Source organism: Bradyrhizobium sp. BR 1433, assembly GCF_051547665.1.
In the GTDB taxonomy this organism is placed as follows: domain Bacteria; phylum Pseudomonadota; class Alphaproteobacteria; order Rhizobiales; family Xanthobacteraceae; genus Bradyrhizobium; species Bradyrhizobium australafricanum.
The window spans coordinates 3,102,412-3,124,966 of sequence record NZ_JBPUGG010000001.1; the positions used below are offsets into that span (position 1 = coordinate 3,102,412).

Sequence of the window (22,555 nt, forward strand, 5' to 3'; positions counted from 1 at the left end):
TGTTCATTGCGCTCCGACGGACACGTTCATGCTGACGCCACCCGCGAGCCTCATGATCTACGTGGCGACGCAACCTGTCGACTTCAGGAAGGGAGCGGAAGGCTTGGCGCTGCTGGCGAAGGAGACGCTGGGCCATGACCCGATGAAGGGCGTGGCGGTGGTGTTCCGTGCGAAGCGCGCCGATCGGGTGAAGATCGTCGTCTGGGACGGCAGCGGCCTTGTGATGTATTGGAAGCGGCTCGATGGCAGCGGCTTCAAATGGCCACCCATCGTGGCCGGTGTGATGCGGATGAATGCGGCCCAGCTGTCAGCACTGGTAGCCGGCATGGATTGGACGCGCATGCACGCGCCTCGAATCCCGCAGCCGAAAGCGCTTGCGTAAAAATGCAAATCATCGCTGCATCGTGACGCGAAGCATGGCAAGCTCGGGCCAATGAGTGATTTGCCCGATGAGCTGCCGAGCGATCCAGCCGAGTTGCGTGTCTTTGCCGCGGCTCTGCTGGATCGCTGCGCCCGGCTCGAGCGGTTGCTCAAGCTTGCAAAAGATGCGCAGTTCGGTCGGTCCTCGGAAAAGCTGGATGCTGATCAGCTACAGCTTGTTCTGGAGGACATCGAAGAGGCGGTCGCAGCTCTCGAAGCAGCCGAGGATCGCGTCAATCCCAGAACCTCCGAGAAGAGAGCGGCCGAGCGTAGAGCCAACCGTGGTCAGCTTCCGGAGCATTTGCCGCGCATCGTCGAGACCCTGATGCCCGCTGCAACCTGCTGTCCGTCCTGCAAAGGCCATCTCTTTGAGATCGGCCACGATGAGAGCCAGAGGCTGGACGTCGTGCCGGCGCAGTATCGCGTCATCGTCACCCGCCGGCCCAAGCTGGCCTGCCGCGCCTGTCATGGCGTCGTCCTCCAGCACGCCGCGCCCGAGCGACTGATCAGGGGAGGATTGCCTACAGAGCGACTGGTCGCGCATGTCATCGATGCCAAGTATCATTGGCATTTGCCGCTTTACCGCCAGGCGCAGATGCTGGCGACGCACGGTATCGCCATCGACCGTTCCACGCTCGCCTTCTGGGTCGGCTATGCCGCCCAGGAATTGAAGCCCTTGTGGCATCGTCTGCGCCAGCTTCTGCTGGCCTCCTCGAAGCTCTGTGTCGATGAGACCCCGGCGCCGGTGCTGGATCCGGGGCGCGGCAGAACAAAAACCGGCTACTTCTGGGCGCTGTCACGCGATGACAGGCCTTGGGCCGGACCTGATCCGCCTGGGGTGGTCTATGCCTATGCACCGGGCCGCGGCGCCGTTCATGGCTTGCGGCTGCTTGAGGGCTATCGCGGCATCATCCACTGCGACGGCTATCAGGCTTACAAGACCATGACCCGAGAGACGCGTGCGGACGCCCTGTCCGGGACGCTCGCCTTCTGCTGGTCGCATCTGCGGCGCCAGTTTGTGAAGATCGAGCGGGGGGCTGCGCCGGCGCCAGCTCCGGTTGCCCGCGAGGCCCTCGAGCGCATCGCCCAGCTTTACGCGGTCGAGAAGGCATTCCGCGGCCGATCTGCGGACGAGCGCCGCGCGGGGCGACAAGCGCATGCCCGGCCTCTGGCTACAGCCCTGAAGCAGTGGTTTGAGGCCAAGCTTGCTCACCTTGCGCAGAAGAGCGACACGGCGAAGGCCCTGCGTTACGCGCTGCGTCATTGGGACGGCCTAACGTTCTACCTTGATGACGGGCGCATCGAGATGGACACAAATGCGGTCGAGCGAGCGATGCGACCGATCAAGCTCAATGCCAAGAACTCCCTTTTTGCCGGTTGCGACGAAGGTGCCGAGAATTGGGCATTGCTGGCTACGCTCATTGAGACCTGTAAGCTCAATGGCGTCAGTGCCGAGCACTGGCTCGCTGACGTTCTCGCCAAGCTCGTCAATGGTTGGCCTGCGGCGCAACTGGACGAACTGCTTCCCTGGGCGTCGACCTATACGATGCATACACACGATCCGAGGCTGGCGGCATGAGCCTGAACACGACCGCGGTCCGGATCAAGGTGACCCTCAAGGATGTGAAGCCGGAGGTGATGCGTCGCCTTGTCGTACCCGTCACCCTGCGCCTTGATCGGTTGCATCTGACGCTTCAGGAGGCATTCGGCTGGACGAACAGTCACCTCTTCGAGTTCTTCGCTGATGAGGTCCGTTGGGGATTCCTGATCCCCACAACGATTACGGCCACCAGCCCATGGACGCCCGCAAAGCGCGGCTTTGCGATATCGTTCGAGAGACCGGCGCCAAGACGATCCACTATCTCTATGACTTCGGCGACAGCTGGGACCATGTGATCAAGCTCGAAAAATGGTTCGAGAACACCACGACGGAGGGGCTTCCCTTCCTGCTCGAGGCCGCCGGTCGTTGTCCTCCGGAAGACGTTGGCGGTGCGCCAGGCTATGCCGAATACCTCGCCGCCATCAGCGACCCCGGCCATCCCGAGCACGAACACATGCGCCTCTGGGGCCCCGAGCGGTTCGATCCCAACGTCGTCGACCGGAAGGCGCTCGAAGCCGCCGTCAACGCGTTGTCCGACACATGGATATCGCGGCGACGCGCCACGCGAACAAAATAGGCGTCAAGCGCCATTCAAAAGGGCCGCAGAGCTACGCTTACGCTCTACCGACCCCTGAGCGAATTCGGCTCCGACATGCGGCCGGTCATCGGACGGTCAAGCTTTGATCTGTAAATCTGCCGGCAAATGGATTGCCTTACCGGCACCAATACCTGCTCCTGGGCCCACACTCCGGCTTCCGGGCAGCGCGTTTATTGTGGGGATTTCAGCACAGGGGTCGAGACATTCCGGCCTGTCCTTTGAGTCCTGAATTGTCCTCGGGGACATTGAGTGTCAGGGTGTCAAAAATTGACACAGAGCGATTCGGAAGACCATGAGCCTCAAACCGACGAAGAAGCGGACAGAATTCAAGGAACTGCGCGAGCGGGCTGGTCTGACCATCCCCGAAACAGCCGACGTTCTGAAGGTGGATCTCCGCACGGTCTACCGTTACGAGCGCGGCGAGACCCGGCCGACAAAGCTGGCGCTCGACAAGATGCGGGAGGCTGTCGAGACGCGCCTTGCGCAGGAGCCCGCCGCCGCGCCCGGCATCCGGTTTATTGACCTGTTTGCCGGCATCGGCGGACTCAGGCTGGGCTTCCAGGCCATCGGCGGCCGGTGTGTTTTCACGTCCGAGTGGGACGCGAAGTGCCAGGAGACCTACAGGCAGAATTTCGCGGACAATCACGAGATTGGCGGCGATATTCGCGAGTATTCCAGCAATCCCGGCAAGATCCCGGAGCATGACCTCCTCCTGGCGGGATTTCCGTGCCAGCCATTTTCGATTGCCGGCGTGTCGAAGAAGAACGCCCTTGGACGCCCCCATGGCTTCCTCTGCGATACCCAGGGCACGCTGTTCTTCGATACGGCCCAGATTATCGCCCATCACCGACCGGCCGCCTTTGTTCTTGAGAACGTCAAGAACCTCGAACGGCACGACGGCGGCCGCACGTTTGCGACCATCATCAACGTCCTGCGCAACGAACTCGGCTACCACGTCCAGCACCGGGTCATCAGCTCTGAGCCCTGGGTGCCCCAGCGTCGCGAGCGAATTTTCATCGTTGGATTCCGCGAGCCGACCGCATTCGACCTGTCATCACTTCGCCTGCCACCAAAAACACAGTGGCCGAAACTCGGCAGCATTCTGCAGTCCCCCGACGAGGTCGATCCCAAATACACCCTGACAGCCCACCTCTGGAAATATCTGCAGGCCTACAAGGAAAAGCACACGGCCGCGGGCAACGGGTTCGGCTTCAGTCTGTTCGGCCCGGATGATGTCACGCGCACGCTCTCGGCGCGCTATTACAAGGACGGTTCGGAGGTCCTGGTCAAACAGCGTGGCACGCGCCCGCGTCGACTGACGCCGACGGAATGTGCGCGCCTGATGGGCTTCGAGAATGACAGGCGAAAGTTCAGGATCGTCGTCTCCGATACCCAGGCCTACAAGCAATTCGGCAATGCCGTCGTGGTCCCCGTCGTCGAATTCCTGGCAAAGGCGATGAAGCCCCATCTGGACGCGGCGCTTGCAAGGCAGGCTTCCGTTCCGCCGGGACCCACCGTCGTGCGCCAGGTGACCCGTCCCGATCGCCAGCCAGTGGCCGTCAATGGCTGACGTCGTTACCCCTGATGTGCGCAGCCGGATGATGGCTGGCATCCGGGGCGCCCATACGAATCCGGAAATGCTGCTCCGGCGTGGGCTGTTTGCAAAGGGCTTCCGCTACCGGCTGCATGCGAAAGGACTGCCCGGCAGGCCGGACCTGGTGTTCCCGCGGTACAATGCGGTTCTTTTCGCGCACGGCTGCTTCTGGCACGGCCATGACTGCCATCTGTTCAGGATGCCGTCGACGCGGCCCGGGTTCTGGAAAGCGAAGATCGCCCGCAACCGTGAGGTCGATGCACGGAACGAGGCCGCATTGCGTGAGGCCGGCTGGCGCTGCGGCGTCGTGTGGGAATGTGCGCTGAAAGGCAAAACGCGCCTAGCGTACCCCGAGGTCATCAGCCGGTCCGCATCGTGGCTGCGCTCCCGCAAAGGCTGCCTTGAAATCCGGGGCGCCTGATGAAGTACCGCCGCGGCAGACCTCGCAGATCGCGGCAAGCCGGCTGCAACCGGTCATTCCACGGCCCATCCATTCGACCTTTACACCGGCGCGACAGGCCATGATGGATGTCCGGGACTTTCCCGGTCTTGTCCGGGCGCGGCAGGCCGGTTAAGCGGTGCGCAGCATGTACAGCTGGTTTGTGCACGACGGCATTCTCGGCATTCGTTCGACTGAGGGCGACCGGATTCCCTCGGCCGAAGATATATTTCGCTATTTCTGGGAAGGCGACCGCAGTTTCATCCCGGAACCGGTCGATGAAAGTGCTGTCGAACACCTGCGGTTCTCAAAATACCCGCTCCAGGTCAGGCTTTCGCTGAGAGAGGAAAACGGCGCGGAGCTGCTGGTCCTGACCGGCACACATCGCGGGAAGACGATCCCTTTTCCCGACACCCGGGCGCTCGATGCCGGCCACCTCGTAAGCGACGACCGGTGGTATCCGCTCGATGGCCAGTCGGCTGCGGAAATCCGCGGGCTCCTTGCAACGTACAAGGCGCATCCCGGTGAGCGCGTCTCGCTGCAGATGTATCTGGCCATGCGCCAGGCCGGCGTCGAGGCTGAGGGCGATACGCGCGCTTTGGGTGCGCTCTCCTTCCTGACACCGTCGGATGCGAAACCGCAGAACGTAACCGCGACACTGTATCCCTATCAGCTCGACGGCTGGCGCTGGTGCCGCTTCATTGCCGCGGAAGGTCTCGGCGGCATCCTTGCCGACGAGATGGGACTCGGCAAAACCCTCCAGGTCATCGGCGCCATCGCCGACCCGCTGAAGCCCCGCGAGGAGCCGGTGCTGATCGTGGCGCCCGGCTCCCTTCTCGAAAACTGGTCGCGCGAGTTCAAAAAGTTCGCGCCGCATATCAGGACCCTCAAGCATCATGGTCCCGGCCGGACCGGCCGCCCCGCAGACCTGAAACAGTTTGATGTCGTCATCACCGCCTACGACACTGTCGTGCGCGACAATTCTCTGTTCATGATGATCAACTGGTCGATGCTGGTCTGCGACGAGGCGCAGTACATCAAGAACAGCGAATCGCTCCGCGCCCGGTCCGTGAAAAAGCTGCGGCGCAGCTCCGCCATTGCCATGACCGGTACGCCCGTCGAGAACCGGCTGACTGACCTGTGGTCCATCACCGATCTCGTTCTGCCCGGTTATCTCGGCACCGCGGGGGAATTCCGGAAGCGTTTCGAGGACGACCTCGACGGTGCGACCAGCCTTGAACGGCTGGCCTCACCTATCATGCTGCGGCGGCGGGTGTCGGAGGTTGCAAAGGACCTGCCCGAGCGCATCGACATCCCGCAGGTGATCGAGCTGGAGGATGACGAGGCAAGGACCTACGAGGCCATGCGCGAGGAGATTGCGGCACAGTTCGGAGCCTCGGCAACGCTGGTGGCGCTGACCCGCCTGCGGATGTTCTGCAGTCATCCATGGCTGATCGAGGGTACGGCTCGTACCGAAGATCCTGCCGGTTTCTCGAAATATGCAAGGCTGGTTGATATCCTCGAGGAAATTTTCCAGGGCGGCGAGAAGGCCATCCTGTTCACGGCCTATACCGGAATGACTGATATTGTGGTTGCGGATATTGCGGCGCGTTTTGCGGTATTTACCGGCTACATCGATGGCCGGGTCTCGATCGACGACCGGCCAGCCGGTCATTGACCGCTTTTCCGCCGAATCCGGTCCGGCCCTCCTGGTCCTTAATCCAAGGGCCGGGGCGCCGGTCTCAATATCACTGCCGCGAACCATGTGATACACTACACGCTGGAGTGGAATCCTGCCCTCGAGGACCAGGCTTCCGCCGGGCTTACCGGCGCGGCCAGACCCGGCCGGTGACGGTTCACAGACTGTTTTGCGGGGGGACGGTGGAGGAAGTGGTTGATGACCGGCTGGGCAGGAAGCGGATCCTGTCAGAGGCTGCCGTTATCGGTGTTCGTGGCGAGTCCGATGATTACGCCGATATCCTGGCCGCGCTGCAGCGTTCGCCGCTGGCCGAGAGGTCGCCGAAGACATGAAGCGGCCTGGCCAGATTTCCAAGATCCTGAGCGCCAACGACGCCGGCGAGACCGGGGCCCACCAGGCCGGTATCCTGATTCAGAAGAGCTCGGGTGTCGTCTCGTTTTTTCCTGATCTTGATCCGGAAGAATACAATCCGCGGGTACACCTGTTCTTTGCGGACGCAGCCGGTGAGCGCTGGGAATTTGCCTTCATCTACTACAACAACAGGCTTCACGGTCGCGGGACGCGAAACGAGTACCGGCTGACCCGGATGACGCCATACTTCCACCGGCACAATCTCAAGCCTGGTGACGAGATCATATCGAAGCGCTCCGAGCGCGACCATTTTTCGATAGGGCATCACCGCAAGAACCAGCCAGTAAGGACAGCGGGCGGCGTGCTGCGGCTCTCAGCCGGCTGGAAGATCATTGATATCTAGAAGGGGTACACGAGTGGCAGGGAAAAAGAAGCAGGAAGGCATCATCCTTCCGCCGGATCCGAAGCGGATGATTATGGGTCTGCGCGACACCGGCTATGAATTCGACACCGCGGTCGCCGACATCCTCGACAACTCGATTGCCGCCGATGCCAACAACATCGACCTTCGCATCGAGATGGATATCAGGGGCAATATCACCCTCTCGCTGGCTGACGACGGCTGCGGCATGAACCGCGACGACCTTCTCAATGCCATGACCTATGGCGCACGGCTTCGCCCGAATCCGGCCAGTCTTGGCAAGTACGGTCTGGGCCTGAAGACAGCGTCAACCGCCTTCTCCCGCAGGCTCACCGTTGCCTCGCGCGCATCCGGCAAGGCCGAGGTTCTGGCAGCGACCTGGGATCTTGACCACGTAGCCGACAGCGGCAAGTGGGAGGTCCTGCTCAGCGATGATGTCGACGATGAAATCGTCGAGCATCTCGACGAGGTCGCAAAGAATTCGTCCGGCACCGTTGTGGTCTGGCAGAAGGTCGACCGCCTGTTGAAGGACTATGCGGATGCGGGCGGCAAGCCGGCGCAGAAGGCGCTGAAACAGAAGGAAGAGCAGCTGCGCAGCCACCTCGCCAGGGTCTTCCAGCGTTTTCTCGACCCCAGGGACGAGCGCGCTCGGACTGTAAGCGTCAGGCTGAACGGCACCGCCGTCAAGGCATGGAATCCCTTTCTCCCGGAGCTTTCGGAGCTGGTGGCCACCGAGGACGTCGCTGTCGAAACTCCGACCGGAAAGGATGCATCGTTTTCGGTCAAGGCCTATATCCTGCCGCGCCGTGAGGAATTTCCCACACCGGAGATGGCCAGGGACGCCGGGATATCGACAGACAATCAGGGCATCTACATCTACCGCGAAAACCGCCTGATCAAGGACGCCGACTGGCTCGGCATGTACCAGAAGGAGCCGCACGCCAATCTGTTGCGCATCGAATTTTCATTCGATCATCGCCTTGATGAAGTCTTTCATCTCGACATCAAGAAAAGCCAGATCGCCCTGAACGAGGAGCTCTGGACCTGGCTGAACGAGCAGTTCCTTACTGCGCCGCGACGTATGGCCAACCAGCGTTACCGCGAAGGCCAGAAGAAGGATATTACGAAGGCCGCGCAGGGAGCGCATGACGCGTCGAACAAGACGATCAAGGAACGCGAGGCGGCAGCAGGTGGCGCCAGGGTCAATGTCGTCAACCCGAACACCGGCGAATGCCTGGTCCAGAACTCGCACGGCCAGTTCAGGATCAAGTTGCCTGTCGCAGCGGCGGCGAAGCCGGGAGAAGTGCACGTTGCAACAGTCGACAGCATCGAAAATGGATTGCTCTTCGAGCCGACCATCATTCAGGGGCACCGCGGCGTTCGCATCAACCAGTCACATCCCTACTATGCCAAGGTCTACGTTCCCAATCTCAACAGGAGCGTGCTGGTGCAGGGCATGGACTCCCTGATGTGGGCTCTCGCGGTCGCTGAGTGGTCGGCTTATCACGACGAGACTGTGGAGCACTTCAAGGACATGCGCTTCGAACTGTCGAAGATTTTGTCGAAACTCGTCGAAGGTCTGCCTGATCCGGAGCTGAACGAGAATGCCGCTTGAGCCCGGCGCGCTTGCAAGGCTCGTCTCGGACAGCTGCGGGCTGCCGTTTGAGGCGCGGCGCCTGACAGGAGCCAGTACGCTGCAGATCTATCCGTCAGGTCTGCCGGTCCAGAACACCTTCACCATCCAGACCGCGGTCGGCTGGCGCAACGTGGAAGTAAGCTTCGTCCCCGGCTCGTTTGCCGGCGACTTCGTTCGCCATATGGGTCTCGCCGATCGTGGCGCGCGCGGCAGCTGCGCGGCTGTGCTCGCCAGATGCATCCACGACGGCGCGACGGTCACCCTGAAAATCAACGGTCAACCGGCAAGGCCCGATGACCCGTCCGGCTGGGACGCCGAATGGATGCGGCTTGAACTGTCGGTGCGGCGCGGCCAGCTCGATCTCGGCAACGGCGAGGAGGACAACGAAAAGATCTGTGCCTGGACCCAGCAGGTCACGGCCGCGATCGTCGCCCTGCTGCCGCTCGAGCAGGACGAGATCCTGACGGAAAATCTCCAGGGCGGGTTCCCGGAAGGAGCAAAGACGCAGGTCGAGGTCAACCGTTACGAGCGCGACCGGCGCAATCGCGCTGCTGCGCTGGCCATTCACGGCTATGCCTGCGTTGTCTGCAGCTCCGACCTCGGCGACCGCTACGGGCCCTCGGCGGTGGGCCTCATCGAGGTTCATCACGTCACGCCGGTGTCAAAGCTCGGCCCGGACTACTGCATCAATCCTGCAACCGATCTTGTGCCGCTCTGTCCGAACTGCCACCGGGTGGCTCATCGCCGTGACCCGCCGTTTACGGTAGATGAGCTGAAGGCGATGCTTGTGCGGCCGCCCGCATCCGCGATCTGACAACGTTTGCTGTGCCGGCCCGTTTGCGCAATGTCGTTCAATAGGTGGAGTTGCCCCGCATGGCTGCGGTTGCGCGTGCGGCCGCTCCCCGGCGCGGATCAATGCGGCCGCCGCCTGCCGGGCAAGGCCCGGTGCGCCGGAAGCGGTTGTATCTGCCGCCCCCACCCACGGATCACCTGTAGCGATGTTCTCTGACACAAATCAGGGTCGGGAGTGATGAGCGCGTCCGGCGTCGAGGCGATGTGTGGAACGCACTGCAGAACCTCGTCGTGACGTTCGGTATGCAGCAACGCTCATTCCAGCAGCTGCCTGATTTCGGCGCGAAGGTTGCGCATCTCGGCATATAATTCCGTGATATGGTGAGCTGTTTCCTCAGCCCCGCGCGCGCCTGCAAAGAAGAAATGGCCGCCAACGACGTCCCTGGACAGGCGCGAGGGAAGCGTCCGTGTCAGGGCACATAACCTGCTCCATCGCCCGGCATCAAGATCAGGCGCCCGGGCTTGCGACCGGATCTTCTGTATATTGAAGAAATTCCAGTTGATCCGGTCACCCAGTGCGTGCCCGTCGTCGGATATGTCTGTGGGACTGATCGTTGCGGTCAGGGGAAACTCGGAAAAAGAAGAGGCCCTCATGTCGTCATGAGCATCCTCCAGGTTCCAGAACGAGCCTCCGCCAGAGAAACGCTGGGGCGTACCGCGAAGCATGACGGGCGTGTTGCAAAGGTATTGTTCCAGATAACGCACCTCGTCGAGAATCCTGTGGCCATTGATCCGGTTTTGATAGGAGAGGCTCGGCAGGAAGCCATCGACATACACGCCTCCTTTCCAGAGGCCATCCGGCGTCAGGGCATCGCCACCCGGCTTCACATAATTGAGCCCCGCAATTGGTGGGGAAGCGGCCAGCGACAGGAAGCAGACGGCATCGATACTGCGGGCCTCAAGTGCCCTGTTGACGGCCGCAACCGAGCGACCGGCCATGCTCCACATGGCGACCACCACAGGACGATCTAAAGTTTCGCGCAATACATCAGAGGCAACGGAAGCGATCCAGTCAGCCCAGCGTGCGATGGTCAGGTCAGGCACGATCTCGCCAATGCAAGGGTGATCGGTCGGATACGACAGCGCAAGCAGACCCAGCCCCTTTTGCTCCAGCCAGTAGTCCAGGAAGTCGGCACGATCTGAACATGGATCGCCATAAGAAATCCGCGCCAGATGCACCCCGCCCGGCAGGAATATAACCAGCGGACAGTTGCTGTTTCCACCTCTGAAGTACCGCAAGCCCCGCACTCCGGCGCACTCCACACGCTCTTCGCCTGCGAACAGCAGCCCGCGTTCCGTTACACTCATGACGTTGTCTTCTCTGCTTCTAATATGTTCGGTGAATCTGCGGTGCCCGAAGGTGCCAGTCCGTGGCGCCCTGATAGGCATGGGCAACCGCAAGGAGGGTCGCTTCGTCGAACGGACGGCCGACGAGCTGGCACGCGACCGGCATGCCATCCGGGGTGAAGCCGCAAGGCACGGTCAGCGCTGGCAACCCCAGATAATTGAACGGCCTGGTATAGATATTGACGAGACGGGTGCGATGGAACTCGTCGGCGAAGCGCTGGTCGCGCATCTGATCGATCGTCGGCGGCGGAACAGGTAAAGCCGGTGTTTGCAGGACATCCGCATCTGCGAATACCTTGTCACAGAATTCACGAAGGTAGCGACCGCGTAGCGCCAGCGCCTCGAGATAATGGGGCGCCGGTATGAAGTTGCCCCGCTGCAGCTGATTGCGGTTGGGTTCTGTGATGTCGGCTCCGCGCTGGCGCAGATGCCGGCCGAGGACTGTCGCTGTTTCACAATCGCTGAGCACGGAGGCAAGGTCCCAGAGCAGATGCCCGTCAGGGAGATCGACCGGCTTGACCGTGGCACCTAGGCGCACCATGAGTTCCTGGACGCCGGCCAATGCATCGGCCACATGGTGATCGACTGCGGACCAGAACTGCCGCTGGACGGCAATCCGGATCCCGGCGGGCCTGATGGAAAGGCCCGCCTCGTAATCCGGGACCGGCTCGTCGCTGGAAGTCGGATCACGCGCATCAAACCCACCGATACAGCCCAGCAATCTGGCCACGTCGCGGGCTGTTCGCGCCATCGGTCCGATGGTGTCCAGAGACCAGGAGCGGGTGAGTGCGCCATGCCGGCTAACCCGGCCGCAGGTCGGCTTCAGTCCGGTGACACCGCATGCGGCGGCCGGAATCCGGATTGATCCGCCGGTGCAGGATCCAAGAGAGCCGAAGGTCAGGCGGGCAGCGAGTGCCGCCGCCGGGCCGTACGATGATCCGGGGTTGAACCTTTGCGTATTCCAGGGGTTATGGCATGCGCCCAGCGGCTCCTCGCCGGGTGCATCGGAGCCCGCCAGCTCCGTCATGTTGAGAGTTCCGATCTCGACTGCGCCGGCGCTATCCAGCCGCTCGAGCACGGTCGCTGTCTCTGTCGCGATCTCGCCCGAAAAAATCGGGCTGCCGCAGCTCGAGGTGCGTCCGGCCCTCGAGAACATGTCCTTATGCGCAAGCGGCACGCCATGCAGCGCCCCCAGGATCCGGCCTGCGGCAAGGCTGCGGTCGGCGTGCCGGGCCGCGGCCAGTGCTGCCTCCCGATCGATCGCGACAAAAGCGTTTATCCGCGGTTGCCACGTATCGATCCGATCGAGACATGCCTCGACTGCCTGACAGGACGATATGCGGCCTTGCCTGATTGCATCGGCCAACTCGCACAGGCTTGAGGAGGCGATATCCCGCATCACCGCAACGCTCCCGTCGGACGCTTCAACAGCGCGAGCATCCGCACGAACTGCGCCGGCTCATCGCCTCTCGCCAATTGCGATGCGCTCGCGCGGACAAGCGAATTAAGCCTCGTCACATGATCAGCCAGCGCCGCCGCCCGCTCACCACTCAATGACAAATCGTGCAATTCATTCGCCAGATCGGATATCGTTTCCTTCTTCAGCATGCCAATGCCCCCGACTCCATCCACGCCATGACCGTCACAAGGAAGCCACGCATGCTGGCGCCAAGCTGTCCCGCGATGCCGTGCGGTGTTCTTCTTCCCGGCGCGCGCAATCCAGCATCGTCCACCCGGCGTAAAAGCTGCGATGAGCATTGCTGCGGTGAAAGACTTCGGCAGAAGGGCCGGCAGAGGCGGGCCTCCGGGATCTGTTGAGAAGCAACGGACCCGTCCGCGTAACAATTGTGGTCACAGAACTTCTGCAAGGCCCGCCATGACTGGCGAGCGCCGATCGCATGATGCACAAGAAGAGCCCCCAGGAGTTGCCCCCTACTCGTTCAATACAGCGACCGCACGGATCGGACTTGCGGTGCCGCCGCGGATCCTGAGCGGAAATCCGATGAAGCGAAATCGCCCCTTGCCGACGAGCCTGTCGAGATTCCACATGCACTCGATGTGGGTGATACCGCGGGCCGCGCATGCAAGGTGCGCCTTGTAATTGGCCTCACCTTCCGGTGCCGGGCTGATGGCCTCGACGCCGAACATCAGGACCTTGCGGTCAGCGAGCCAGTGCACCGCATCGACATGCAGGCCCGGAAAGTCGTGCAGATAGCCCGCCGTACCCCACAGTCGCCTGTTGACAGCCATCTCGATGAGCACCGTATCGCGCGGCCTGATCTCTTGGCCTGATCGCGCGAGCGCCTCTTCCATCTCGGCAACCGTGATCTCGTGCCTCAAAGGCGCGTGCGACAGATCGAGACAGATCGCTTCGGTATAGAAGTCCTCCAGCGGAATCTGGTCGATCGAGGGAGCATGGGGGTCCGGGTTGAAATGACAGGGCGCGTCGACATGGGTTCCCGAATGGTCGCTGAGCGAGAGCGCCCAGGACTTCGAGCTGAAGCGCGTCGCGCCGGCCTGCTTGATTTCGCTGTGATCGTTCCATACGCCCATGATGATCGGCGGATGCAGCGCTGGCGCCGGAGCGCGATGGTGAAGTTCGCGGCTTAGATCGATCAATTGCATGCCTGACATCTCCTGATAGTTCCGGGGGCATCTGGGTGACACCCCTGCATGGTTGAACGCGCCACGGCGTTCGTTGACTGGGAAGCAGGCCTGATCTGATTTCCTGTTGATCATTCGTGCGAAGCGAGAAGACGCGCAGCGTGGCTCGACGGCACTCGCCGCATCGGCTTTCTCAGTGTGGGAGGAGCGCGTCGACGTCCTTCCTGAGGCCTGAAAGCGCCGTAGCAGGATCCTGCTTCTGCGAGACCACGCGATAGCAGTGATCCTCGATCACCCTGATGATCCTGGAGTTGTTCTCGCCCGGGAACGCGAACCATCCTGTCATCATCGCAATGCGCTGGTTGGCGACGCGATGTCCGGGGTGTTTGTCGAAGAACCTGCCGAGCCCGGCAGGATCATTGACCGCCGCAAGATTCACCGGCACGTAGCCGGTCGCCTCGACCATGACGTTCTGACCGGCTGGTCCGACGGCGAACTTGATATATTCCCAGCACGCCTTCTGCTTCTCCGGGTCATCGGTCAGCATGACCATGCCGTTGCCGGCAGAGGGAAGCCTGGCGGACGCCGAGGAGACCGGGACCGGTCCAACCTTCAGCCCGAAATTGCCGGCCGCCGATTGCTGATAGCCGTTCAGCGCGCTGCTTGCGGCGAACAGGATTCCGAGCGTTCCTGCCCGAAATACCTGCCGGGCCTGGTCTCGTTCAAAAGCTGGCTGAACTTCTCTTCCGAGTCGTTGCAACAATTGCAGCGCCTGAAGGCCGGCTTCCCCGTCGAAGGCGATGTTTTTTCATCCTCGCTCATCATCCGGCCGCCAAAGGCGCCAACCAGCGCCTGGAACGACCAGCCGTTGTTGGTGTATTCGACATAGAGGCCGCTGATCCCCTCCCCCAGGGCACCGATTTTTTTGCCAAGCGCAATCACGCCGTCCCAGTCTTCAGGCAGGTTGCCGGGGTCCCCACCGGCCTTCTTCACGAGATCCGTGTTGAAAAAGAGCACGGGAACGGAAATCGCGAACGGCAGGGCGCAGATTTTTCCGCTGTAGCGCGCGAATGACGTCATCGCGTCGGGAACGCCGATCGTCTTCCACGCCGGATCACCCGCGAGGAAGCGATCGAGCGGCACGGCTATCCCGCGGTCGGCCAAAGGCCGGATCTGGTTCAGTCCCTGGTGAGATACGTCAGGCAATTGCTTCGTTATGTTCTGCCTCAGCGTCTGCTGGACGAGGCTGTCGTAATCGACGGCGGGACCATCAAGGACGACCCTGATATCGGGATGAGCCTCCATGAAGGCCCGCGCGAGCGCCCCATAGAGGCTCCTGAGAGAGGCCGGAGCATAGCAAACCCGGATCGTCTGCGGACGCGCGCCAGCGCCAAAGATCGGCGTTGTGGCTGCCGCGGTTGCTGTCGACAGGAAGGTCCTGCGCGAAAGGAACATCAATCTGCTCCGTTGGTCCTTGGCTTGGCAGCAAGGCCGGTTCGCGCCCGGCAAACGTGTGTTGGACAGCAAGCAGGTTTCGCAGGACGGCCTGCTCGGCGGGGATACGCTTGACACGGATCGAGGGGCACAAGTGCGCCGGGGACGGGCAGCACCGCATGTCCAGGAATGCCCCAACGCCGCGACCGGTGGCTGCTGGACGTGATGACGCTCATTGGTAATGCACCGTTCGGTCCATGGCGCGGGCCTGAACCAGCGTAAGCGTCACGACGATGGCGAGAAAGACGACGGCAACGGCGGCGCCATATCCGGTGTGCAGATACTCGAAGCTCTCGCGGTACAGCGTGTAGAGCAGCACTTCGGAGGCGTGGCCGGGCCCTCCCTGCGTCAGCACTTTCACGGTATCGAAAGTTTCGAACGCCTTCAGCGCCACGACAATGACGACGAACATCGAGACGGGCCCGAGCATCGGCAGTGTGACCGTACGCAGCCGGTCGAACCCGTGATCTGCACCATCGATATCGGCTGCATCATAGAGGTCCTGCGGAATGCTCTTGAGTCCGGCGAGGAACAGCACCATGGCGTAGCCAAGGTTCTGCCAGATCCCGATGGACGCGAGCACCGGGAGCGCCGTATTCTCGTCCCGCAGCCAGTTGCCAGCCCGCAGGCCGAGAGCGGCGAGCGCATGGTTGACGAGGCCGATCGTGGGGTGCAGCAGCGCTTCCCAGGCGATCGCCATGGCAGTGATCGTCGCCATGAAGGGCAGGAAGTGAATGGCACGGTAAAAGGAGCGGCAGGATTTGCCGCCTTCGATGAGCAGCGCGATCAGAAGACCGGACACAACAGTACCGGGCACGACGGTCAGAACGTAGAAGATCGTATTGAGAAGCGAGGCCCTGAAGCCGGCGTCAGAAAAAACCTCGCGGAAGTTTGCGAGGGCGACGAAGGAAAGCGACCGCGCCCCGAATTGCCAGTCGGTGAACGCAATGACGAAGACGCCCGTCACCGGCAGAAGGAACAGGACGAGCAGGAACAACACGGCGGGCCCGGCCAGCGTCCAGGCCGCCAGCGCTTCCGCCGGAGCCCACCCGCGTGACGTGGGGAGCCACGTGCGAAGGCGACCTGCTGCGGACCGCTCGAGGGCAGCGCCGGAACGCGCAGGAAATTCTTTCATGAGGCAATCTCCCGGATCGCTGCGAGGGGTGCACGGCCAGCCTCGACATCCCGGCGCAACCGCCGTCCATCGCGGGTAAAGAGAAGCACGCGATCGGAGCGGATGCCGAGATGCAGGGTCTGCCCCGGGGCGATCCGGGGTGCCCGTCCGGCCGATAGTCTTGCGATCAACGGGTGGTCTATGTCCGGCAGGTCGAGATGCACGAAGAGATCGGATCCCATATGCTCGATCAGACGCACGGAACCGCTCAGGACGCCTGAACCGCCATGTTCGGCGAGCTGGAAAGCCTCCGGGCGAATACCAAGCGTGAGAGGCACGCCGGCGAGAGCGTCGACCTGAATCGCGAGCGTGGATCCGGCAACATCGATCAGGCCGTGCTCGCGCACGACGCCATCTAGCATGTTGATCTTCGGCGCACCGATGAATTCGGCAACACGTCTGTCATCGGGATCCGCATAGATGTCCTGCGGCGGAGCGACCTGCAGCAACTCGCCATCGAGCATCACCGCAACGCGATCCGAGAGCGTCATGGCCTCGGCCTGGTCATGCGTGACATAGACGAAGGTGGCGCTGAGCCTCCGGTGGAGCTCCTTGATCCCTGCACGCATCTGCACCCGCAGCCCGGCGTCAAGATTGGACAGCGGCTCATCCATCAGGAATACGGCGGGATGGCGCACCATTGCCCGCCCGACCGCCACGCGCTGCCGCTGGCCACCGGAAAGCTGCCCCGGCTTGCGGCCCAGCAGGTGGCCGATGCCAAGGGAGCTGGCTGTCCGGGTCACTTCCGCATCGATCCCGGCTGCGATCCGCCCTCGTCCTGGCATCAGACCACCGAGAAGAGGAAACCTCTGGAGGGCCGAGAGCCGGCGCATCCGGAGCGGCAGCCCCATGTTGGAAGCGACCGTCATATGGGGATAGAGCGCGTAGGACTGAAACACCATCGCGACATCCCGCAGCTTTGGCCGCAGTCCATCTACTGCCCGCTCGCCGATCGAAATCGAGCCTGCGTCCTGCACCTCGAGCCCTGCCAGGATACGCAGCAGCGTCGACTTCCCGCATCCCGATGGCCCCAGCAGGGTCAGAAACTCACCGTCCGCAATCGAGAGCGACACATCGCGCAGGACGGACGTCGGGCCATAGTTCTTCCGGATGCCGTCAATCAGCACGGATGCCATAGCTGTCGCTCCAGACCATCTTGAAACCTGACGTGTTCGCCAGGTTGGGACGACTTCAAGACGCGGACTGCTACGGCTGGATGACACCCATCGAATAACTCGATAAGAACTTCGAAAGATGCGATAGCGACCTTCAGGCAGTTCAACGACTCCCTGGAGAAAACCAGGCACCGCTCGATGCGGTATGCATCTGCGCGAACAGCGACGCACGGCGAGGGGCCGATACCTCTGGAGTTTTTCGGACAGGAGCATTTGCGCTGAACCGGAAACCTGCCGCGACTGACAAATCCGGATTTACGGCCGAAACAATGAGCCACTTTTCGTCGGTCTTTGCCCAGTGTCCGGCCCGATCCTGGTCTGCGCCAAGTCCGCACTGCGACGGCCGCGAACCTGACAAGTGCGCACAGCGCGCGTCACCTCTCCCCCTATTTTGTATTTCAGGCCCTGGACAATCCATCCAGGAGAGGCGACGCGGCTATCAACTCATCGTCCATCAACAACCGACAGCTTCGACGTCGCGAGAGCTTGTACTATCGGTTCGGTTCGGACCGGACTCTGTGCCAACGGCGCTGCACGATGCGCATCCGCACTGCGGTACGGCTGAGGGACGCGCCCGACGACTCGACGGTCCAAGTTAGCAAGGACGATCTGAGCGGAGATACGCGTCAAATGCCGCAACTTTCGATTGATTGATCCAGAAATGCGATAGCCCGATTGGCTGTCCCGTCCGGGAGCGGGTAGAAACCATCGAACGATCACTTTGACTTCTCCAGGTACCCTGTCTTGTTTCTTCATGCAGCACGGCTCGATTCCTTCCGCTCCTCTGAAACCAGAACAATGAGGGAGCTGCTGCGCGACCGGGACGCCGATACCATCGCGCCCGGTCAGGGTGCCGACGATTTCGACCTCGCCGGCTGCGTCTGCGAAACAGGCTTCGCGGCGATCCGCCCTGAGCGCATCCCATGCAGACAGGCCGGCGGGATCAACCCGCTACGCGAAGTCATCTGCAAGAGCTTCAACCGGTGCCATGCGCCCGGTTGTATCCACCAACGCAACATTGCCGCCGGCGCGCCTCTGCCCTGAAAGATTTCATCATGTGCCCAGCCAGACGCCTCCGCGCCCGCATGGCCGAGACCGGTCTTGTCCACATCATGGCCGCCCACAGTCCTCTTTCCGCAATTCTCGCCGAAGAAGCCGGATTTGATGGCCTGTGGGCCTCTGGCTTCGAACTGGCAGCGCTTTACGGGCTCGCGGATATGAGTTCTGATCTCGATGACGCACCATCTCGATATGCTGCGGGCGATTGCCGGACGCACGACGCTGCCGATCGTTGCTGACATCGATACGGGGTACGGCAATGCGATCAACGTCATCCATGCGATCGGCGAATATGAGCGGGCGGGCGCCAGCGCAGTCGTCATCGAGGACAAGACGTTTCCCAAGGTCACAAGCCTTGTTGCCGGTGGTCGGCAGGAACTGCTGCGCGTTGAGGAATTCCAGGGCAAGATCGAGGCCGCTGTCGCGACAAGACACAACGCGGATTTTCTCGTCATTGCCCGCACCGAAGCATTGATTGCAGGTCTGGGGAAACGGAAGCCCTGCATCGCTCGCAGGCCTACGCAGAGGCTGGAGCCGACATGATTCTGATCCATTCGAAAAGAAGGACCCTTCCGAGATCGAGAGCTTTTCGCGCGCCTGGGCCGGGCCGGTGCCGCTGGTGGTCGTACCGAATGCCTACCCGGACCTCGACGCCAGCCGGGCCAGGGCGCTCGGCAATATCCGCATGATGATCTACGGCAACTACTGCATCCGCGCTGCGGCAACCTGCATGCAGGAGACCTTCCGCCGGATCATCGCCGATGGCGGCGTCCACAACGTCCATAAGGATATTCTCCCAGTTGAGGAGATCTTCCGACTTCAGCGTACCGAAGAGATCAAGGCGGCTGAAGCCCGCTTCCTTCGTTGAGCATTGGCCTGAAATCCCCGGTGACCAGCAAGATCCTGAAAGAGTGCCGGGCGCACGGGCCTTCACCCGGACTCCACCCCTGCCCGCCTGAAACCATGTAAACAATCGGGCCTCGTCCTGGTGAAAGTGGCGCGCTGTCGAATCCGGAAACAGCGACGGCCGATATCACGCCCGGCGCCGAGGCAGGATACGCATCGCGAAAATGGTCTCCACGATTGTAACAGCGGGCCAAACTGCACGAATCGTACAGAGATGCAGCTTTTACGCGCGAGACAGCATTGATAAGCAGGACTCCGACCATACTCATCGAATAATGTGATGAAGCATTTGTTCTTGGCAAAGGCCGCCCGTGCAACCACATTCCAGATGCTACCGGATCAGAAGATGGCCGCCGAACAGGATGAAGTACCCCTCAACGCAATCCGGGTGTTTGTGACCATTGCGCGGGAAGGAAGTGTAACGCGTGCGGCCAGCGCGTTGGGGACGACCCAGAGCTCCGTCAGCCGCTATCTGGCTGTGTTACAGGACTATCTCGGTACAGACCTCGTGGAACGGAGGGGCCGGGGAAGCCAGTTGACGGAGTTCGGAAGGCTTTTTGCCAATACCGTTGCCGAACCGCTTGATACGGTCTGTTTCACGACGAAGAGGATGCGGCGACGCAACCGGTCGGAGACGAACCGGATTGTGGTCCGCACGTCGCTTTCGACCTTTGCCTACTCGTTTCTGATTTCAAATCTCCAGTCCTTTTCTGCCGAGATGGATGGCGTCATCGTGGACGTGATCAGTTCATTGTCGCCACCGACATCATCCGACAATTTCGACATCCTGATTACCCGCGATCTTACCGTCATTGAACCGGCCGACGACTCGGGAGCTCCACAACGAGACACTCGTATGCGTGGGCTCACCAAACCATGTCGCAGGAAAGACGCTCTCGATCGTTCGTTCAATGCCCATTCTGAACGTCACTTCCCGGCCGGACATACTGCCGATATGGCTGAGAGCAATGAATTTGACCGCAAACGACATGACGTCGGGGGCGCGATACGACCACAACTACCTTGCCCTGCCAGCTGTCATGACTGGAAAATGCCTGCTGGTCGTACCCGAAATTATCGTCAGCGATCTGGTGCGCGGAGGCGCGCTGCACGTGATACCCGGATCGCGTACTCCCAGTGGCATGCAGTATCGCGCCTATGCGGTGGACCGGAGTGACAATCCAGAAATCGCCCGCGCGTTTTGCCGCTGGGTCGCCCGGCTCTGCAAAAAGGCCGCGATTGCAGAACTCAACTGATCGCGCCTTTCGGCGACATCGGAACCTGGATCGATGGCCAGGATGTAAGCTTGATAACTCAACGTGATGAGGTTCCTTGCCGTTTGAGGCAGGCGGAATGCGCAAGCAGCCCGCCGGCTCCAGATAGCAGGCTTGCGCAGAGGCCTGGACCTCATCAGAGGCTGCTCATCGCGCGTCATCGGCACGGCCCTTCCCCGGGCGATGTCGGTACATCCACGCAACAGCGGCCGCATCCTGATCATCTGAAGCCGCATGAGCAGCGCAAGGCCGATGTCTCCACAATCATGGACCGGATCAAGCCGGGCACGGCGGCCAGGCGGTAGCATGCAGCCGGTCCATGACCTCATTATCAGATACGGAACGCCGGAGCCTTCGTGTTCTTGCGCACGGATCCTGCTCATCCGCGTTGTCCGCGAGGCCGACAACAATAGTTCGGCTATAGCCCGTGGTTTGATGGCCATCCGAATGGCTGCCTTGGCGCATGAAAGCTCGTGCGCTTGTGGCTTGGAATGTGCGCCGGATCCGCGTAGATCGCGGCATTCCGCAAGAGCAACTGGCTTACGATGCCGGGGTTGATCGTTCCTATATGAGCGGTCTCGAGCGGCAATCGGCGAACCCGACGATCGACCTTCTCGATCGCATCGCTGAAACGCTGGATGTTCATTTATCCGAGTTCTTTGTTCAACCTCCAAAAGGTGCCACCGCTCCCGCAACCTTGCGCAAGGGGCGCAAGCCGGCCCGTCGTCCCCGCAAGAAGAAATAGCGCCCTCACGTCATGGCCGGGCGCTGACGACGGGCGTCTGGCTGCAAACTGGGGGTGACGATCTCGCCGGCTGGATGACGTTTACCGCTTCTTTCGGACGGATGATAACCATCCCGCTTGTCCGCCCTGGGCTGGAACCGCGCCCTGCCCCAATCCTGGGACTGAAGCAATCGGCGGCAAGCAAAGGCGTCTCACATACCAGGACCAGAGCCAGTGTCCCGCGAAGGTCTTTCCGGGCGCATTTACGCAAGAAAATTGTAGCGCGCCAGACCAGACAATTTCCTGATGCCGAAATCCAGATTGATCCAGGTGCTTGATGGAACGGTCCACGTACGGGATTGAACCCGGAGAAGTTGTCCAAACGTCTAACGTTCATTGATTATCACTCGTCGGCCGACCTCGGCGCAGGAGGCCGCGGTAGCCGTGGCGCGCAACCCATCTGGCACGAGCCAGATGGCTGTCGAAAGCGCGGCGTGCGCGATCAGGCTCAAGCGCCGGATCAATACAAAGCACAATGCGTGCGACCTCGCGCCAGTCAGCGTTATCGGCTTCGGCATCGAGGAGACGTATGTAAGTGACAGCGTGTTGCTCATCGTAGCCCGTGAGCTCGGGAGCGTTGGGTGCTACATCTGCGACTTTGGGATCGGACGACACTATCTGAAAATCCTGCAAAACCGGAAAAGCTTTAATCCGGGCGACTGTAGCGGTATTCAGAGCCCTTTCGTAGGGAACCGATCGTCGCGGTCGACAAAAATATCCTCCCTGTCGAGCAACGGCCGGCAACGGAATCCCAAGCGAGGCGTCTTCCCCGTTTGCCCCCATTTCGCTCACGCATCGGAGTACATCTGGTCGCCATCCATATCGCTGATAACGAAATCGAACCTTCCGCCCGGCGATCGTCGGTTTTGGTCCCCGTTGCCATAAAGAATCGCCCTGTGTGGCCTCGCCAGCAATGACGTGCCTGGTTGCCGATCGATGCTTTGGCTGCGCGGTGTACCCGGGCGGGGAAGAGCCTGCTCAAGGACGAGCTCCAGATGATCGATCTGCCATTCTGGCTGCCTCGCCGCGAGCACGCGCGATATTTGCGGTCGAGTATCCATTTGACTCGGGCAAAATGTCTGTTGAACGTTTCGCAAGCGCGCGCAGGCCGGCAATCTGGAACAATGT

Annotated in this window: 23 protein-coding genes and 2 pseudogenes; 16 read left to right on the forward strand and 9 right to left on the reverse strand. The window is 61.5% G+C overall.

Annotation, left to right across the window (positions count from 1 at the left end):
* The first annotated feature begins 28 nt into the window (after positions 1 to 28).
* From tnpB to ACSKB9_RS15300, 11 genes and pseudogenes are all read left to right on the forward strand, one after another.
* Positions 29 to 382, forward strand: a complete 354-nt coding sequence (tnpB, locus tag ACSKB9_RS15250) for an IS66 family insertion sequence element accessory protein TnpB (protein WP_027557044.1) — start codon at positions 29 to 31, stop codon at positions 380 to 382.
* 51 nt (positions 383 to 433) lie between these two features.
* The gene (gene tnpC / locus ACSKB9_RS15255; RefSeq protein WP_438074103.1) at positions 434 to 1,999 is read left to right on the forward strand and encodes an IS66 family transposase; all 1,566 of its coding nucleotides are present in this window, start codon (positions 434 to 436) and stop codon (positions 1,997 to 1,999) included.
* Positions 1,996 to 2,597 (forward strand): annotated as a pseudogene (locus tag ACSKB9_RS15260) (plasmid pRiA4b ORF-3 family protein). The gene tnpC and the pseudogene ACSKB9_RS15260 overlap by 4 nt, the downstream one beginning before the upstream one ends.
* Positions 2,598 to 2,910: 313 nt before the next feature.
* Positions 2,911 to 4,188 carry a DNA (cytosine-5-)-methyltransferase gene (dcm, locus tag ACSKB9_RS15265; protein ID WP_438074104.1) on the forward strand — a complete coding sequence of 426 codons (1,278 nt, stop codon included), beginning with the start codon at positions 2,911 to 2,913 and terminating at the stop codon, positions 4,186 to 4,188.
* On the forward strand, positions 4,181 to 4,633 hold the full coding sequence (locus ACSKB9_RS15270; protein WP_438074105.1) for a very short patch repair endonuclease: 453 nt from the start codon (positions 4,181 to 4,183) through the stop codon (positions 4,631 to 4,633). The genes dcm and ACSKB9_RS15270 overlap by 8 nt, the downstream gene beginning before the upstream one ends.
* Positions 4,634 to 4,799: 166 nt before the next feature.
* Complete coding sequence (locus ACSKB9_RS15275; protein ID WP_438074106.1) at positions 4,800 to 6,329, forward strand: DEAD/DEAH box helicase; 1,530 nt, start codon at positions 4,800 to 4,802, stop codon at positions 6,327 to 6,329.
* A gap of 69 nt (positions 6,330 to 6,398) precedes the next feature.
* Entirely contained in the window at positions 6,399 to 6,503 is a 105-nt protein-coding gene (locus ACSKB9_RS15280; protein WP_438080218.1) for a hypothetical protein, read from the forward strand.
* Positions 6,504 to 6,532: 29 nt separating this feature from the next.
* Complete coding sequence (locus tag ACSKB9_RS15285; protein WP_438074107.1) at positions 6,533 to 6,682, forward strand: hypothetical protein; 150 nt, start codon at positions 6,533 to 6,535, stop codon at positions 6,680 to 6,682.
* Positions 6,679 to 7,104, forward strand: a complete 426-nt coding sequence (locus ACSKB9_RS15290; protein ID WP_438074108.1) for an EcoRII N-terminal effector-binding domain-containing protein — start codon at positions 6,679 to 6,681, stop codon at positions 7,102 to 7,104. The genes ACSKB9_RS15285 and ACSKB9_RS15290 overlap by 4 nt, the downstream gene beginning before the upstream one ends.
* A gap of 13 nt (positions 7,105 to 7,117) precedes the next feature.
* Positions 7,118 to 8,737 carry an ATP-binding protein gene (locus tag ACSKB9_RS15295; protein ID WP_438074109.1) on the forward strand — a complete coding sequence of 540 codons (1,620 nt, stop codon included), beginning with the start codon at positions 7,118 to 7,120 and terminating at the stop codon, positions 8,735 to 8,737.
* Entirely contained in the window at positions 8,727 to 9,572 is an 846-nt protein-coding gene (locus ACSKB9_RS15300; protein ID WP_438074110.1) for an HNH endonuclease, read from the forward strand. Before ACSKB9_RS15295 ends, ACSKB9_RS15300 begins: the two co-directional genes overlap by 11 nt.
* Before the next feature lie 293 nt (positions 9,573 to 9,865).
* Here the strand turns inward: ACSKB9_RS15300 and ACSKB9_RS15305 are convergent, their stop codons facing one another.
* From ACSKB9_RS15305 to ACSKB9_RS15340, 8 genes are all read right to left on the reverse strand, one after another.
* Positions 9,866 to 10,918, reverse strand: coding sequence for a hypothetical protein (locus ACSKB9_RS15305; RefSeq protein ID WP_438074111.1), 1,053 nt, complete (start codon positions 10,916 to 10,918; stop codon positions 9,866 to 9,868).
* 19 nt (positions 10,919 to 10,937) lie between these two features.
* Entirely contained in the window at positions 10,938 to 12,356 is a 1,419-nt protein-coding gene (locus ACSKB9_RS15310; RefSeq protein WP_438074112.1) for an amidase, read from the reverse strand.
* The gene (locus tag ACSKB9_RS15315) at positions 12,356 to 12,565 is read right to left on the reverse strand and encodes a hypothetical protein (protein ID WP_438074113.1); all 210 of its coding nucleotides are present in this window, start codon (positions 12,563 to 12,565) and stop codon (positions 12,356 to 12,358) included. Before ACSKB9_RS15315 ends, ACSKB9_RS15310 begins: the two co-directional genes overlap by 1 nt.
* A gap of 324 nt (positions 12,566 to 12,889) precedes the next feature.
* Entirely contained in the window at positions 12,890 to 13,582 is a 693-nt protein-coding gene (locus ACSKB9_RS15320; protein ID WP_438074114.1) for a cyclase family protein, read from the reverse strand.
* Positions 13,583 to 13,754: 172 nt separating this feature from the next.
* Positions 13,755 to 14,324, reverse strand: a complete 570-nt coding sequence (locus ACSKB9_RS15325; protein ID WP_438074115.1) for an extracellular solute-binding protein — start codon at positions 14,322 to 14,324, stop codon at positions 13,755 to 13,757.
* Positions 14,213 to 15,016: an extracellular solute-binding protein gene (locus tag ACSKB9_RS15330; RefSeq protein ID WP_438074116.1), complete on the reverse strand. Its 804-nt coding sequence runs from the start codon at positions 15,014 to 15,016 to the stop codon at positions 14,213 to 14,215. Before ACSKB9_RS15330 ends, ACSKB9_RS15325 begins: the two co-directional genes overlap by 112 nt.
* A 211-nt stretch (positions 15,017 to 15,227) precedes the next feature.
* Positions 15,228 to 16,190: a carbohydrate ABC transporter permease gene (locus tag ACSKB9_RS15335; RefSeq protein ID WP_438074117.1), complete on the reverse strand. Its 963-nt coding sequence runs from the start codon at positions 16,188 to 16,190 to the stop codon at positions 15,228 to 15,230.
* Positions 16,187 to 17,365, reverse strand: a complete 1,179-nt coding sequence (locus ACSKB9_RS15340) for an ABC transporter ATP-binding protein (RefSeq protein ID WP_438074118.1) — start codon at positions 17,363 to 17,365, stop codon at positions 16,187 to 16,189. The genes ACSKB9_RS15335 and ACSKB9_RS15340 overlap by 4 nt, the downstream gene beginning before the upstream one ends.
* A gap of 837 nt (positions 17,366 to 18,202) precedes the next feature.
* Here ACSKB9_RS15340 and ACSKB9_RS15345 point away from each other — a divergent pair.
* The 5 genes and pseudogenes from ACSKB9_RS15345 to ACSKB9_RS15365 all read left to right on the forward strand — a co-directional run bounded on the left by ACSKB9_RS15345 (position 18,203) and on the right by ACSKB9_RS15365 (position 21,388).
* Positions 18,203 to 18,448 carry a hypothetical protein gene (locus tag ACSKB9_RS15345; protein WP_438074119.1) on the forward strand — a complete coding sequence of 82 codons (246 nt, stop codon included), beginning with the start codon at positions 18,203 to 18,205 and terminating at the stop codon, positions 18,446 to 18,448.
* Between the two features lie 189 nt (positions 18,449 to 18,637).
* Positions 18,638 to 19,006, forward strand: a complete 369-nt coding sequence (locus ACSKB9_RS15350) for an isocitrate lyase/phosphoenolpyruvate mutase family protein (protein WP_438074120.1) — start codon at positions 18,638 to 18,640, stop codon at positions 19,004 to 19,006.
* 67 nt (positions 19,007 to 19,073) lie between these two features.
* Complete coding sequence (locus tag ACSKB9_RS15355; RefSeq protein WP_438074121.1) at positions 19,074 to 19,331, forward strand: hypothetical protein; 258 nt, start codon at positions 19,074 to 19,076, stop codon at positions 19,329 to 19,331.
* 384 nt (positions 19,332 to 19,715) lie between these two features.
* Positions 19,716 to 20,625, forward strand: a pseudogene (locus tag ACSKB9_RS15360) (LysR family transcriptional regulator).
* A gap of 481 nt (positions 20,626 to 21,106) precedes the next feature.
* Positions 21,107 to 21,388 (forward strand): helix-turn-helix domain-containing protein, encoded by a 282-nt coding sequence (locus ACSKB9_RS15365; RefSeq protein ID WP_438074122.1) that lies wholly within the window; start codon positions 21,107 to 21,109, stop codon positions 21,386 to 21,388.
* 372 nt (positions 21,389 to 21,760) lie between these two features.
* On the opposite strand, the gene ACSKB9_RS15370 is transcribed toward ACSKB9_RS15365, so the two are convergent.
* Complete coding sequence (locus ACSKB9_RS15370) at positions 21,761 to 22,045, reverse strand: DNA -binding domain-containing protein (protein WP_438080220.1); 285 nt, start codon at positions 22,043 to 22,045, stop codon at positions 21,761 to 21,763.
* Between the last annotated feature and the right edge of the window lie 510 nt (positions 22,046 to 22,555).

What these genes read in the sequence shown, in the direction of transcription:
- tnpB (WP_027557044.1), top strand. Translation starts at nt 29, where the DNA reads ATGCTGACGCCACCCGCGAGCCTCATGATCTACGTGGCGACGCAACCT.
- tnpC (WP_438074103.1), top strand. Translation starts at nt 434, where the DNA reads ATGAGTGATTTGCCCGATGAGCTGCCGAGCGATCCAGCCGAGTTGCGT.
- dcm (WP_438074104.1), top strand. Translation starts at nt 2,911, where the DNA reads ATGAGCCTCAAACCGACGAAGAAGCGGACAGAATTCAAGGAACTGCGC.
- ACSKB9_RS15270 (WP_438074105.1), top strand. Translation starts at nt 4,181, where the DNA reads ATGGCTGACGTCGTTACCCCTGATGTGCGCAGCCGGATGATGGCTGGC.
- ACSKB9_RS15275 (WP_438074106.1), top strand. Translation starts at nt 4,800, where the DNA reads ATGTACAGCTGGTTTGTGCACGACGGCATTCTCGGCATTCGTTCGACT.
- ACSKB9_RS15290 (WP_438074108.1), top strand. Translation starts at nt 6,679, where the DNA reads ATGAAGCGGCCTGGCCAGATTTCCAAGATCCTGAGCGCCAACGACGCC.
- ACSKB9_RS15300 (WP_438074110.1), top strand. Translation starts at nt 8,727, where the DNA reads ATGCCGCTTGAGCCCGGCGCGCTTGCAAGGCTCGTCTCGGACAGCTGC.
- ACSKB9_RS15305 (WP_438074111.1), bottom strand. Translation starts at nt 10,918, where the DNA reads ATGAGTGTAACGGAACGCGGGCTGCTGTTCGCAGGCGAAGAGCGTGTG.
- ACSKB9_RS15310 (WP_438074112.1), bottom strand. Translation starts at nt 12,356, where the DNA reads ATGCGGGATATCGCCTCCTCAAGCCTGTGCGAGTTGGCCGATGCAATC.
- ACSKB9_RS15315 (WP_438074113.1), bottom strand. Translation starts at nt 12,565, where the DNA reads ATGCTGAAGAAGGAAACGATATCCGATCTGGCGAATGAATTGCACGAT.
- ACSKB9_RS15320 (WP_438074114.1), bottom strand. Translation starts at nt 13,582, where the DNA reads ATGCAATTGATCGATCTAAGCCGCGAACTTCACCATCGCGCTCCGGCG.
- ACSKB9_RS15330 (WP_438074116.1), bottom strand. Translation starts at nt 15,016, where the DNA reads ATGTTCCTTTCGCGCAGGACCTTCCTGTCGACAGCAACCGCGGCAGCC.
- ACSKB9_RS15335 (WP_438074117.1), bottom strand. Translation starts at nt 16,190, where the DNA reads ATGAAAGAATTTCCTGCGCGTTCCGGCGCTGCCCTCGAGCGGTCCGCA.
- ACSKB9_RS15340 (WP_438074118.1), bottom strand. Translation starts at nt 17,365, where the DNA reads ATGGCATCCGTGCTGATTGACGGCATCCGGAAGAACTATGGCCCGACG.
- ACSKB9_RS15345 (WP_438074119.1), top strand. Translation starts at nt 18,203, where the DNA reads ATGAGGGAGCTGCTGCGCGACCGGGACGCCGATACCATCGCGCCCGGT.
- ACSKB9_RS15350 (WP_438074120.1), top strand. Translation starts at nt 18,638, where the DNA reads ATGACGCACCATCTCGATATGCTGCGGGCGATTGCCGGACGCACGACG.
- ACSKB9_RS15365 (WP_438074122.1), top strand. Translation starts at nt 21,107, where the DNA reads ATGAAAGCTCGTGCGCTTGTGGCTTGGAATGTGCGCCGGATCCGCGTA.